The sequence below is a fragment of the Sphingopyxis sp. BE259 genome, from assembly GCF_031457495.1.
Classification (GTDB): Bacteria; Pseudomonadota; Alphaproteobacteria; order Sphingomonadales; family Sphingomonadaceae; genus Sphingopyxis.
In genome coordinates, this window is record NZ_JAVDWM010000001.1 from 897,008 (window position 1) to 909,674 (window position 12,667).

The window sequence follows — 12,667 nt, forward strand, 5'->3', positions numbered from 1 at the left end:
GCGCCATTCCCTGCACGGGGGCGCTTAGCTCAGTTGGTAGAGCATCTCGTTTACACCGAGAGGGTCGGCGGTTCGAGCCCGTCAGCGCCCACCACGCAGTCACTAGTTGACTGCAATCTCCGCGACGGAGCGGCCATAACCTCGCTAATGCCGTGATATGTTAGATACTTAGCGCGATTACCGGCGCGGTGACTTTCGACGTAGAGACGTTTTTGGTGGCCGCCAGCAGCCATCATCAACCGTGGATTCTCTGTTCGAGGATTTTGCGGTCGGAGGATGCGTTGCACGAAAGATGCGCATCTGATGCGCATCTTGTTCCTTCTGGCTGCGCGCGTGGGTTTAGGCGAACCCGAGCATTTCGCGCTGGCCGTGCCAATCGATCGGCAGGTTATTGGTGCGCGCGAGGAATTTTCGATTGAGGTGTGCGGGCTGCCGTCCATCAAGGATGGCGGTCGTGATATCGGGCGCCAGGTGGGCTAGTCGGAGCAGAGAGCAGAAGTAGGGCGTCGATACCGCCATGGAGGTTGCGGCAGCTTCGATCGTCGTGTTCTTCGGTTCGGCTAGAGCCTTGCTGGCCTGGTGGGCCCGAACGATCAGTTTGATGAGCGACGCCTCGGGCCGGGGATGGAGGTAGTTTTCCGGAACTGCTGCAATACGCTTCTCACCGCTGCAACGTACGAGAGTTGCCGGGATAGAGACCGGATCGTCGCTGTCGACGAACTTGATGTCCACGCGGTCGCGATGGACCGTCACTTTCCGTATTATCGCGAGTATCAGCTCTCGAGCCGGTCGCGGGCCATCCCAGTTCACGCCAGAATGCTGCCGGAGTTGGTGGATGAGCAGGTTCTCAATATCGCCAGCTGGGACACGCAGGATGGGCAGCTCCAACCGCTGCTTGTCTTTTTGGCTGATATAATAGCGGTATCGCACCCCGCTTTTGTTTGCGTGATTGGGCGTCAGGCGGCGGCCATCGCCGTCCCATATGACTCCTGCGAACAGGCTCGCGTGTTCAGCATAGGCCGCATGCTTCTGTTTGACCTGGTTGCTACCCAGGCGCTCGCCGACCCGATCGAATGTGTCGGCGTCGATAATCTCATCATGCTCGCCAGGATAGGATTTGCCGCGGTGGGTGATCTCGCCGCGATAGATCCGGTTGCGCAACATTTGATAGAGCGCGCCGCGGTCGCGATTACCAGTGCCGTTATGCCAGCCAAGGAACGAGCTCGTGCAATTCTGGAGATTTCTGACGCGGTGTCACTTATCGCTGCGTTGTCGGAAGCGGCCGTATCACTGATCGACTGACGCACTGTTGCATCTGTGCATCACTGGACGGCGATTCCGCTACGGCAGTCTGATTTTGATGGCACTGGCGGAGAGTCGGTGTACTCGCGCGCAACGCGACCCAAGTGGAGAGCTTTTTTCGTTCAACTCTGGCAGCCGGACGGGCCGCCATTTTTGTTCGACCGCTTTGAGTTTCATGTTGGCTGTTCTCGCTATGATCAGCCCACCGCCGGTAACTGGCACACCGAAACGCGCCCGCAATCCTTTCTGTGCACCCAGACGTGCGCAGCGTCAGTTCCTAGGCAGCTTGTTCGTTGCTGCGCGTCACCCGCGACCTGGCCTCGCTGCCAGGATGCGGTCGGACGACTCTCGAGATCGACTGTTCGCTAGGATTAGGGTGGCGCGTCATGCCATCGAATGTCAGAAACCGTTCGAATCTGAGCGATCTTGCAGTGTCGGATAGAAAATAAGCGCGGCCAAAAGCGCGCCGCCGCAAACGACGATCGAATAGGCTGCTGCGGCGCCGATCGGCAGCGCCCCGATCAGCGCGGTTCCAAGGGCCGCGCATGCCATTTGCAGGAAGCCGAGCAATGCCGATGCGATGCCCGCCCGGTCGCCGAACGGTTCGAGGGCGATCGCGGTGGCGATCGGGTTGACGAGACCCATTCCCGCAAGGAACAGAGTGACCGCCGCCATGAATTGGATTTGCGTCGGCGCGCTGCCCTGCAGGGCGAGCCAAAGGCCGCCTGCGAGGGCGATCAGGATGCCCGCCATGCCGATGCGCGGCCCACCCCAGCGCCGGGCGAGCCGGGCCGTCATCAGTCCACTGCCGAATACGACCGCGACGGTCGCGGCGAAAAAAATGCTGAGCTCCGCCGCGCTCAGCCCGAGATTTTCCATGAGGATCGAGGGTGCGGCAGCGAAGAAACTGTAGAGGCAGCCAATGATCAGGCTGACCGCCAGCGCGGGACGGATGAATCGCGGATCGCGCGCGAGCTCGGCATAGGTCCGCGTAACCGCTGTCGGCCGCGCCGAGCGTCGCAGCGCGGGGCGCAATGTTTCCCCGGCGCTGACCCAGTAACAAACGGCGACGAGCGCGCCTGCGCCGGCGACGAAAAGGAAGATGCTGCGCCAGCCGAGCAATAGGGTCATCCCGGTACCGAGCGCCGGCGAGAAACCGGGTGCGGCCGCCATCGCGATCATCACCAATGACAGCGCACGTGTCAGAGCCGGTCCATGGTAAAGGTCTCGTGCAATCGCTCGGGCGAGTACCGACGCCGCGCACGCCCCCAGCGCCTGGATTGCCCGACCCGCAATCATCATGGGCAAGGACGGCGCCAGGGCGCAGATCAAGCTGCCCACGATGAATATTGCGAGACCGCCGATGACGAAGGGCGCGCGTCCGACGGCGTCGGCCATCGGGCCCACGATCAGCTGACCCAAGGCGAAGACAATGAAAAAGCTCGATAGCGTCCAGGCAAGCTCGTGCGGCAACGCCCCGAACTCGCGCGCCATGTCCGGAAATGCGGGAAGCATGATATTGGTGGCGAGTGCCCCCAGCGCGGCCAGGCTCGCCAGCAGGATCAACCGTCCTGCGGTCAGGGCATCGCTTCCGGAACGAGCCGTGGGATTCTGGCTCTCGGCGGATATCGTCATGCCCCGTCGGCTCCAGGATCCGGGGTGAGGACCTCCGTAACCGCGATAACCACTTTGCCGCGCGCGCGTCCCGATGCCACCCGCGCCATCGCAGCGGGAGTTTCGGCGAAGGAAAACACGCTGTCGATGACGGGGCGTATCGTACCTTCCTCGACCAGCTTTGCGATTTGCGCCAGTTGTTCGCCATCGGAGTGCATGAACAGAAAACTGTAGCTGACGTCGCGCTTGCTGGCTTTGCGCCGAATTTTGAAGCTCAAAAGGCGCATCAGCAGCTGGACGATGGCGTTTGCGCCGATCGAGCGCGCGAACGCCAGATCGGGCGGACCCGAAATCGAGATGAGCTTGCCGCCCGGTTTCAGGACCGCAAGCGACTTTTCGAGAACGTCGCCACCGAGGGTGTTGAGAACGACATCATAGCCGCTCAGCTTTTCGGCAAAATCTTCCTTGCGGTAGTCGACGACAATATCTGCCCCGAGGCTCTTTACCAGCGCGAGATTGTCGGTGCCCGCGGTTGTGGCGACCGTGGCGCCGAGCTGTTTCGCGAGTTGAATGGCGACCGTTCCAACTCCGCCCGAACCGGCATGGATGAGTATTTTCTGTCCAGGCTTCAGCTTCGCGCGCTCGACCAGGACTTGCCAGGCGGTCAGCGCAACGAGCGGCAGCGCGGCGGCCTCGACCATGCTCAGTCTTGGGGGTTTGAGCGCGAGATCAGCTTCGTCGATGGCGATGCGCTCGGCGAAGGTACCAATCCTGTCCTTGTTCGGAGAGGCAAAAACTGCGTCGCCGATCTGGAAGCGGTTTGCGCCCGGGCCGACGGCCACCACCGTGCCGGCCAAATCGCTGCCGAGGATGAACGGCATTGCGTGCGGAAGGATCGCCTTGAATTCGCCCTCGCGCAGCTTCACGTCGATCGGATTGACGCTGGCGGCAGCGATTGCGACCACGACCTGTCCCGGCCCCGCGACCGGATCGGGGACATTGCGAAGCGACAGCTCGCTCTTATAGGCGTCAATGGCGAAGGCCTTCATCTCATGCTCCCTCAACAGGATTGGCGGGACGAGGAGCCGGCGACGGCGCATCGAAGACAAGCAGCGTTGACGTTGCTGTCGCGCAAAGCCGCCCGTCACCATCGTGCAGCGTCGCCTCGGAAAAACCGACCCGGCTGCCAAGCGATACGACCCGTCCAACCGCCCGCACCGTGCCGCTATTCTCCGTCAGCGCCCGCAGATAGGAGATCTTCAACTCGAGCGTCGTGTGGCCTTTATTCGGGCCGAGCTGAGAGGCGACGGCAACACCGCAGGCGCTATCGAGCAGCGTCGCGGCATAGCCGCCATGAACCGAGCCGAGTGGATTATAGACGCTGCGCCCCGGACGTCCCTCGAACACGGCCTTGCCGCGCTCGACCTCGATCAGTTTGAAGCCGAGGGTGCTTCCCATCGGGGGCTGAGAGCCGTTTTCGATCCATGCCCGCAGCTGCGCCAGGCCATCGCGCCCACTTTCATTTGGAGCATTCATGCTGTTCACCAAGGTTCGTGGAAGGGGCGAACCTCGGCCAGGAACGACCAGGCGTCGCGCGGCTGGTGCGCGAGATGAAAGACCTCGCCGGCAATCGAGGCGGGTGAGCAGAAGAAATCGTCTGCCTTGTCGGGTTGCAGCTCACGCTGCCATGGCACGTCGATCGCGGCGTCGATGATCAGATAGGCAACATGCACCCCCTTCGGGCCGAGGTCGCGCGCGAGCGATTCGGCGAGGATACGTTGCGCGGCCTTGGTCGGCGCAAAGCCGGCGAAGGCCGCGCGCCCGCGCTGCGCCGACGTGTTGCCGGTAACGATCAGGGCGCCTTCGCCCGCAGCAATCATCGCGGGCGTGGTCAAGCGCGCGAGATGGAAGAGCGCCATCGTGTTGATTTCAAAATTGCGTTGCAGGACTTCTGCGTCGATTTGCGAAAACGTCCCGAAGGCGCCGCCGACCGCATTATGCACGACGACCCTTGGCGCACCCACGCTGTCAATCGCCTGCTTGAGCGCATCCGCATCGCTGACGTCGCAGGGCAGGGCGATCGTGTCCGGAATCTCGTGCGCCAGCGCTGTGAGACGGTCGGCGTTGCGTGCGAGCATCGCGACGCGATAACCGCCTTCCGCAAAACGGCGGACCACCGAGGCGCCGGTTCCGGGCCCGACCCCGGTGACGAGGGCAAGGGGCTTGGTGTCGCTCATGCCGCTTTCTCCAGACGGGCAAGTTCTTCGCGCACGAACTCGAGCCGGTCGTTGCCGAAAAACATCGTGTCGCCGACGAAGATCGAGGGCGAACCGAACACCCCGCGTTCGACCGCTTCGTCAGTGTTGGCATCGAGCTGCGCCACCACGTCGGCGGCGTCGAGGCGCGCCGCGATTGATGCGGCGTCGAGGCCGGCCGCGGCGATCGCGGCAAGAATGTCGCCGGAGGTCGCGAGCGTTTTGCCCTCGCTCCAGCAGGCGCGGTACAGTGCCAGCGTGATCGCATCGGCCTCCGTCGGCGATGCTGCGGCGAGCACGGCACGCGAACAGGCGTCTCCATCATTGTCGCGCATGTTCGAGGGATTGAGCGTGATGCCATATCGGCCGGCCCAGCGGCCGAGGTCGGCGCGCGCATAGCGACCCTTGGCCGCGCAGGTGATCGTGGTCGGAACATTGCCGACCTTTTCCATCACCGTCAGGATCTTCATCGGCCGCAAGCCGACGGCGACGTCCATTTCGCGTAGCTGGGTGAAGGCCAGATATCCGTAAGGACTGCGAAAGTCGTAAAAAAGCTCGATGTCTTGCGTCATTGCTTTGCTCCTGTGCTGGGTTCGAGAAGGCGCCGTACCATGTCGTCGGCGCCGGGGCCGGGGCGGAGCTGGACGCGATCGGCGGGGACCGGCAGGCCCGTTTCCGCATCGACCAAAGCCAGCACGAGCGGGCGGCCGCTATCGCGATCGACCATTTCCATCGTCGGCTGACCATAGCCGGTCGCGTCCCAGCGATCGCCCCATTCGCGGAGCGCCACGCTGACCTTCCAAAGGTCGCGGCCCTTCGGCGTCAGCCGATATTCGTCGCGTGGAGGACGCTCCTGATAGCGCACGCGCTCGACGAGCCCCGCAGCCGTCAGATGCTTGAGGCGGGCAGCAAGCGTCGCGTCGGGAATGCCCGTGCTGGTGCGAAATTCGTCGTAGCGACTGAGGCCCAGCGACAGATCGCGGATCAGCAGTAGCGCCCAGCGATCGCCGATCGCTTCGAGCGCGCCCGCGATCGAGCAGCGCATTCCGGCGAAAGATTTTGATTTCATCAGCTCGGGGTTCCTTGTAACTTCAATTATTGAAGTATATAGACTGTGTAAGATTTGCAAGCGAATTTTTGGTCCCGCCGTGCGGACGCCTCAAATATGGAGTAACCGATGTGACCGACGTTCGGGTGACCGCCTACAAGGATACGCCGACCCTTATGCTAGGCGCGGAGGAACCCCGGTTCGCGTATCGAGACGTTGGTCCGCACACCGGCGTGCCGTTGATCCTCCTCAACCATCTGGGCGCGACGCTCGACAATTATGACCCTCGAGTCATCGACGGTCTGGCAGGAAGGCATCGGGTGATCGCTTTTGACAACCGCGGCGTTGGCGCGTCCGGAGGCAGAACACCGACGACGGTTGCGGAGATGGCGCGCGATGTCGTTGCTTTCATTCGGGCGATGGGGTTCGAAAAAGTTGATTTGCTCGGCTTCTCGCTTGGCGGTTTCGTCGCGCAGGAGATCGCACTCACCGAACCGGCGCTGGTACGCCGACTGATCCTGACAGGCACCGGTCCCGCTGGCGGCGAGGGGATCGACCGTGTGACCGGCCTGACGCTGCGCGCGATGGTCAAGGGCGCACTGACACTGCGCGATCCAAAATATTATCTGTTCTTCACCCGCACCGCGAACGGGCGCGCGGCTGCAAGGGCGTTTCTCGATCGGCTGAACGAGCGCAAGCTCGATCGCGACCGGCCCATCGCGGTGTCTTCCTTCCAGGCGCAGCTCAAGGCCATCCACGCGTGGGGAAAGCAGGCGCCTCAAGAGCTTGGAGCGATTACGCACCCGACATTTGTCGCGAACGGCGACGATGACCTGATGGTGCCGACGGTCAATTCAGTCGATCTTGCTCGGCGCATCGCAGGAGCCAGGCTCGCCATTTATGAGGACGCAGGCCATGGCGGGATATTCCAGCATCATCGGTCCTTCGTCGCCGATGCCCTCGATTTCCTCGCTGATTGATTTCGCGAAAGCCTTGCGCGACGGGAACGTCCCGAGCTGAATCGATCAAGGCTTTCGCGAACTCTGGTAGCTCCCGCGAAGGCTGGTCCGCATCAGATTCTAAAGGCTTCGACCGACCAGCTCGCGCATGATCTCGCTGGTGCCGCCGTAAATGCGCCGCACCCGCGCATCGCGCCAGACACGGGCGATCGGATATTCGTTCATATAACCCGATCCGCCGTGGAGCTGGAGCGCGGCGTCGCAGGCCTCCCATTGCATTTCAGTATGCCAATATTTGCTCGCGGCTGCTTCGTCGGCCGTGAGTTCGCCCGCAACGTGCCGGGCGATCGCCCAGTCGAGATGCGCCCAACCGACCTGAAGCTTCGCTTTGATGTCGGCGAGGACGAAGCGCGTGTTCTGAAAGTCGATGACTGGCTTGCCGAATGCCTTGCGTTCGCGCGTGAAGGCGACGGCCTCGTCGAAAGCGCGCTGGGCCGCCGCCTGCGCGGTGATCGAGATTGAGAGTCGTTCCTGCGGCAGGTCACTTACGAGGTAGATGAAACCGCTGTTCTCGCGCCCAAGCAAGCTTGTTGCCGGGAGGCGGACATCGTTGAAGAAGAGTTCGGACGTGTCGGCCATCCACTGCCCGACCTTATCGAGATTGCGGCCACGAGCGAAGCCGGGGCGATCGGCCTCGACTAGAAAGAGCGATGTCCCCTTAGCGCCTGCATTCGGATCGGTTTTGCAGACGGTTATGATGACATCGGCATTCTGACCATTGGTAATGAAGGTCTTCGCGCCATTGATCACATATTCATCGCCCTGGAGCCGCGCGGTCGTTCTCACGCCCTGAAGGTCGGATCCCGCCCCCGGTTCGGTCATAGCGATGGCGACGATCGTTTCGCCGGACAGCATCCGGGGGAGCAGATGCGCCTTCTGCTCGTCGCTCCCATAATGAAGGATATAGGGCATGGTGATGTCGGTCTGCAGCGTGATCGAGTCCGACATCATCGCGTAGGTAAATTCTTCGTTGATGATCGCGTTGAAGCTGAAGTCGAGACCAAGCCCGCCATAAGTTTCGGGCATGGTCGGGCAGAGTAGTCCCGCCTCGCCGCATTTGAGCCAGAAGTCGCGGGCTACCATGCCCGCGTCCTCGAATTCGTCCAGTCGAGGCGAAAACTCGCGTTCGATAAACTTTCGTACCATGGCGCGAAAGGCGCGATGCTCCTCGCCGAACAAGCTGCTTCCATCACGCTCGAGCACGACATTCTCCTCAATCCCAATCGTGGGCTACCTAGAGAAATGATTGACAAAGGTAAACCAGTTTATCTATTTGAAGAGGAGTTGGCGTGTGGCTGGACCGCACCGGATTGGGAGAACGCCATGAAAATCCTCGTCCCCGTGAAGCGGGTGCTCGATTACAACGTCAAGCCGCGGGTGAAGTCCGACGGCACCGGCGTTGATCTGGCGAACGTCAAAATGTCGATGAACCCGTTCGACGAGATCGGGATCGAGGAAGCGATCCGCCTGAAGGAAAAGGGCGTTGCGACCGAGGTCGTGGCGATCAGCGTCGGCCCGGCGAAGGCACAGGAAACGCTGCGCACTGCGCTCGCGATGGGCGCCGACCGCGCGATCCTGGTGCAGACCGACGATGCCGTCGAGCCGCTCGCGCTTGCGAAGATCTTCAAGGCGATTGCCGACGCCGAACAGCCCGGGCTTGTGATCCTCGGCAAGCAGGCAATCGACGACGACAACAACCAGACCGGGCAAATGCTCGCCGCGCTCACCGGCTGGGCGCAGGGCACCTTCGCCAGCGCGGTTAATGTCGAGGGCGACCATGTCAGCGTGACGCGCGAAGTCGACGGCGGCCTTGAAACGGTAAAGCTCAAGCTCCCCGCGATCGTCACCACCGATCTGCGTCTGAACGAACCGCGCTATGCGTCGCTGCCGAACATCATGAAGGCGAAGTCGAAGCCGCTCGATACCAAGACCCCCGCCGATTATGGCGTCGAAACGGCGCCGCGGGTCAAGACGGTCAAGGTTTCGGAACCGCCGGTCCGCTTGGCGGGCGTCAAGGTCGCCGATGTCGATGAACTGGTTGCCAAGCTCAAGGCGATGGGAGTGCATTCATGAAAACTCTGGTTTGGGTCGAACATGACGGTGCAGCCGTCAAGGATGCCACGCTCGCGGTGGTCACTGCCGCGTCGAAGCTCGGCGAAGTCCATCTGCTCGTCGCCGGTTCGGGCGTCGATGCGGTCGCCAAGGAAGCCGCGCAGATTGCGGCCGTGGGCAAGGTGCATGTCGCCGACAACGCCGCTTTCGCGAACAATCTGCCGGAAAATGTCGCGCCGCTCGTTGCCGAACTGATGGGTTCGCACGACGCGTTCCTCGCGCCCGCGACGACCACCGGCAAGAATATCGCCCCGCGCGTCGCCGCTTTGCTCGACGTGATGCAGGTCAGCGAGATCCTGTCGGTCGAGGGTCCGAAGACCTTCACCCGCCCGATCTACGCCGGCAACGCGATCGCAACCGTCGAGAGCAGCGACGCCAAGCTCGTCCTCACCGTCCGCGGCACCGCGTTCGACAAGGCGGCCACCTCGGGCGGTTCGGGCACGGTCGAAGCCGTTGGCGGCGGCAGCGACGCGGGTATTGCGACCTTCGTCGGCGCCGAAATCGCCAAGCAGGATCGTCCCGAACTGACCTCGGCGAAGATCATCGTATCGGGCGGCCGCGCGCTGGGTTCGAGCGAGAAATATCAGGAAGTGATCGTGCCGCTCGCCGACAAGCTGAACGCCGCGCTCGGTGCCAGCCGCGCCGCGGTCGATGCAGGCTATGTCCCCAACGACTATCAGGTCGGCCAGACCGGCAAGATCGTCGCGCCGCAAGTCTATTTCGCGATCGGCATTTCGGGCGCGATCCAGCATCTTGCGGGCATGAAGGACAGCAAGACGATCGTCGCGATCAACAAGGACGAGGACGCCCCGATCTTCCAGGTCGCCGACTTCGGCCTCGTCGCAGATCTGTTCAGCGCGGTGCCCAACCTGACCGGCAAAATCTGAAGGCGGAGGCCGATGTGCAGTTACAGCAGGAAGCCGCTGCAACATCATTGACATACCAAGTGCACGGTATGTAAATAAGGCCATCAGAGGTCGAGGGGTGAGGGTAAATGAAGCTGGTTCGGTTCGACGATGGTGCTGGCTCCCGCGCAGGCGTAGTGGTCGGCAATACCGTGGTCGATCTGGAGCCGCTTGGGTTTCTCGATCTCTTGTCGGTGGTGCGGGAAGGCGCGGGGGCGCTTTCTCGCATCACCGACTTCGCTGCGTCCGCAGCCTCAGTGCCCCTCGCCTCGGTCCGTCTCCTCGCGCCGATTGAGCGGCCCGGCAAATATCTCGCGATCGGCATGAACTATCGTAAGCATGTCGAGGAGGGGGCCAAACTCGGCATCGCCGAGCCTAAGAAGCAGCTCTGGTTCAACAAACAGACAACCTCGATCACTGGCCCCTTCGATGGGATTGTCAAACCCGACGTCTCGGACCAGATCGATTATGAAGCCGAACTCGGCGTCGTCATCGGGGCGGCTGCGAAGCATGTCGTCGCGGCGGACGCGGCGAAGCATATCTTCGGCTATTTCGTCGCGAACGACGTCTCGACCCGCGACTGGCAATTTCATTCGCAGACGATGACCATGGGCAAGTCGTTCGACACGCATGGTCCGATCGGCCCGTGGATCGTCACCGCGGACGAGATTGCCGATCCGCACGATTTGCCGATCCGCTGCTTCGTCAACGGCGAAGCGCGCCAGTCGTCGAACACCGGCATGATGCTGCACAACATCTATGAGCAGATCGAATATCTTTCGACCGCCTTCACGCTGGAACCCGGCGACCTGATCGCGACCGGCACGCCCGAGGGTGTCGGTATCGCCATGGATCCGCCCGTTTTCCTGAAGGTAGGCGATGTCGTCCGCTGCGAGATCGACGGGGTCGGCGCGATCGAGAATCCGGTGGTCGCCGAGGCGCGCTAAGGTTTCTGGCGCGGCCAGGTCTCGGCGATGATCTTGCTCCACTTCTGGATTGTCTTGTCCAGATAGGCATCGACATCGTCGAACAGCGTCCGGATGCCGAGGCCGGTGGTGAGTGCGGCGCTCATCCGGACAATCTCTTCGGCGTCGGCGATCGACCAGCCATTTTCGGACAGGATGCCGACCCAGCGGCGGTAGACGCCAAGGCGATACCGGGGGACGATCTCGCGGATGCCGCCCTTGAGCTCGGGATCTTTCGATGCGTTGATCGTGATGTCGAGCGACACCCAGAAATCATCGTTGAAGAAATAGAGCCGGAAATCGCGGAGCATGAGGTCGATCGGATCCTCGCCTTTGGCAAGGCCCGCCGCGATGATCTCCTCGGTCTTGGCGGAGGCGCGCGCAAAAGCATATTCGACCGTTGCAAGTGTCAGGCCCTGCTTGGTCTCGAAATGATGGAGGAGGGCGCCCTGACTTACGCCAGCCTGCTCGGCCACGGCCGCGGTTCGCAGCCCCGAAAAGCCGCGTGCTGCGATCACCTCGAACGCCGCGCGCGCGACGCGCTCGCGCATTTCCTCCGAGCGTTCGCCCTGCGAACGCCGTTGTCGTTTCATGCCGCCTGCAGAAACGGCAGCACCACCTCGATGAACCGGTCCTTTTTCTCGATCTGTGTCCAATGTCCGCATTCCCCAAACACATGCAGCTCCGAATGGGGCAGCAATGCCGAGAAACGATAGGCCACGTCAACGGGAACGATTACATCTTCGCGACCATGAATGATGAGCGCCGGCGCCTGAATGCCGCGAATATCGTCCTCCGGCGTCGCCAGCCGATCGAGTTTGGCCTGCCGTGGTTCGGGAAAGAGACGCGAAAAGGCTTCGTGCGAGCCGGGGCGGATGCTCGCGTTGTGGCGCGACAGCACGATCGCGTCGGTGACGAGCCCCGGATTATAGGCGAAGGTTTCCATGAGTTTGCGCATATTGGCCTCGGACGGCTCATATCCCCAGACGTTGAGCAGCCCCTCTGACATCTCGAACTTGAGGCCCGCCGCGCCCATCAGCGCAAAGCGCCGCACGCGGTCCGGATGGCGTGCGGCGACCGCGAGGCTCAGCGCACCGCCATAGCTGTTACCGATGAAGGATGCCTGGTCGATGCCGAGCGCGTCGAGGAAACCGATGATGTGATCGACCCAGAAGTCGAGGGTAAAGTCGGTCACATTCTCGGGCACCTCGGTGTAGCCAAACCCGACCATGTCGGGCGCCAGAACATGAAAATGTTCGCTGAGCGCGGGAATGACGCCGTTCCAGTTGGCAAAGGCAGTGACCCCCGGGCCCGACCCGTGGATCAGAATGAGCGGCGGTAGCGATGGGTCGCCAGCTTCAATATAATTGGTGCGGATGCCGTTCGCGACGATCGTCTGGCCGATTTCGGGGTTGGTCATGCTGTTCTGTCCTTGATTGGAGCGTGA

The 12,667-nt window shown here is 62.2% G+C and carries 14 protein-coding genes, 1 tRNA gene and 1 pseudogene; 5 read left to right on the top strand and 11 right to left on the bottom strand.

The features are described from left to right. The first annotated feature begins 18 nt into the window (after positions 1-18). Positions 19-94: transfer RNA gene (locus J2X44_RS04365), tRNA-Val, on the top strand. Positions 95-339: 245 nt separating this feature from the next. Here J2X44_RS04365 and J2X44_RS04370 read toward each other — a convergent pair. From J2X44_RS04370 to J2X44_RS04405, 8 genes and pseudogenes are all read right to left on the bottom strand, one after another. Next, complete coding sequence (locus tag J2X44_RS04370; RefSeq protein ID WP_310249201.1) at positions 340-753, bottom strand: hypothetical protein; 414 nt, start codon at positions 751-753, stop codon at positions 340-342. A 354-nt stretch (positions 754-1,107) separates the two neighbouring features. Further along, positions 1,108-1,164 (bottom strand): annotated as a pseudogene (locus J2X44_RS17600) (hypothetical protein); the annotation flags it as partial. 537 nt (positions 1,165-1,701) lie between these two features. Then, complete coding sequence (locus tag J2X44_RS04380) at positions 1,702-2,937, bottom strand: multidrug effflux MFS transporter (protein WP_310088137.1); 1,236 nt, start codon at positions 2,935-2,937, stop codon at positions 1,702-1,704. After that, the gene (locus J2X44_RS04385; RefSeq protein ID WP_310088139.1) at positions 2,934-4,067 is read right to left on the bottom strand and encodes an NADP-dependent oxidoreductase; all 1,134 of its coding nucleotides are present in this window, start codon (positions 4,065-4,067) and stop codon (positions 2,934-2,936) included. The genes J2X44_RS04380 and J2X44_RS04385 overlap by 4 nt, the downstream gene beginning before the upstream one ends. Then, positions 3,967-4,461 (bottom strand): PaaI family thioesterase, encoded by a 495-nt coding sequence (locus J2X44_RS04390; RefSeq protein ID WP_310088328.1) that lies wholly within the window; start codon positions 4,459-4,461, stop codon positions 3,967-3,969. Before J2X44_RS04390 ends, J2X44_RS04385 begins: the two co-directional genes overlap by 101 nt. After that, complete coding sequence (locus tag J2X44_RS04395) at positions 4,458-5,153, bottom strand: SDR family NAD(P)-dependent oxidoreductase (protein ID WP_310088140.1); 696 nt, start codon at positions 5,151-5,153, stop codon at positions 4,458-4,460. Before J2X44_RS04395 ends, J2X44_RS04390 begins: the two co-directional genes overlap by 4 nt. Next, complete coding sequence (locus J2X44_RS04400) at positions 5,150-5,743, bottom strand: 2-hydroxychromene-2-carboxylate isomerase (RefSeq protein ID WP_310088142.1); 594 nt, start codon at positions 5,741-5,743, stop codon at positions 5,150-5,152. The genes J2X44_RS04395 and J2X44_RS04400 overlap by 4 nt, the downstream gene beginning before the upstream one ends. After that, a complete protein-coding gene (locus J2X44_RS04405) occupies positions 5,740-6,240 on the bottom strand; it encodes a helix-turn-helix domain-containing protein (protein ID WP_310088144.1) in 501 nt (166 codons plus the stop codon). Before J2X44_RS04405 ends, J2X44_RS04400 begins: the two co-directional genes overlap by 4 nt. Before the next feature lie 110 nt (positions 6,241-6,350). On the opposite strand from J2X44_RS04405, the gene J2X44_RS04410 reads away from it, so the two are divergent. Further along, complete coding sequence (locus J2X44_RS04410) at positions 6,351-7,199, top strand: alpha/beta hydrolase (protein WP_310088145.1); 849 nt, start codon at positions 6,351-6,353, stop codon at positions 7,197-7,199. Between the two features lie 99 nt (positions 7,200-7,298). Here the strand turns inward: J2X44_RS04410 and J2X44_RS04415 are convergent, their stop codons facing one another. Then, complete coding sequence (locus J2X44_RS04415; RefSeq protein WP_310088147.1) at positions 7,299-8,441, bottom strand: acyl-CoA dehydrogenase family protein; 1,143 nt, start codon at positions 8,439-8,441, stop codon at positions 7,299-7,301. A gap of 120 nt (positions 8,442-8,561) precedes the next feature. Here J2X44_RS04415 and J2X44_RS04420 point away from each other — a divergent pair, with 120 nt between their 5' ends. From J2X44_RS04420 to J2X44_RS04430, 3 genes are all read left to right on the top strand, one after another. Continuing rightward, on the top strand, positions 8,562-9,311 hold the full coding sequence (locus J2X44_RS04420; RefSeq protein WP_310088148.1) for an electron transfer flavoprotein subunit beta/FixA family protein: 750 nt from the start codon (positions 8,562-8,564) through the stop codon (positions 9,309-9,311). Then, complete coding sequence (locus J2X44_RS04425; RefSeq protein ID WP_310088150.1) at positions 9,308-10,237, top strand: electron transfer flavoprotein subunit alpha/FixB family protein; 930 nt, start codon at positions 9,308-9,310, stop codon at positions 10,235-10,237. The genes J2X44_RS04420 and J2X44_RS04425 overlap by 4 nt, the downstream gene beginning before the upstream one ends. A 107-nt stretch (positions 10,238-10,344) precedes the next feature. Continuing rightward, positions 10,345-11,202: a fumarylacetoacetate hydrolase family protein gene (locus tag J2X44_RS04430; protein WP_310088151.1), complete on the top strand. Its 858-nt coding sequence runs from the start codon at positions 10,345-10,347 to the stop codon at positions 11,200-11,202. On the opposite strand, the gene J2X44_RS04435 is transcribed toward J2X44_RS04430, so the two are convergent. Next, positions 11,199-11,813 carry a TetR/AcrR family transcriptional regulator gene (locus J2X44_RS04435; protein WP_310088153.1) on the bottom strand — a complete coding sequence of 205 codons (615 nt, stop codon included), beginning with the start codon at positions 11,811-11,813 and terminating at the stop codon, positions 11,199-11,201. The genes J2X44_RS04430 and J2X44_RS04435 overlap by 4 nt on opposite strands. Further along, positions 11,810-12,640, bottom strand: coding sequence for an alpha/beta fold hydrolase (locus J2X44_RS04440; protein ID WP_310088154.1), 831 nt, complete (start codon positions 12,638-12,640; stop codon positions 11,810-11,812). Before J2X44_RS04440 ends, J2X44_RS04435 begins: the two co-directional genes overlap by 4 nt. Between the last annotated feature and the right edge of the window lie 27 nt (positions 12,641-12,667).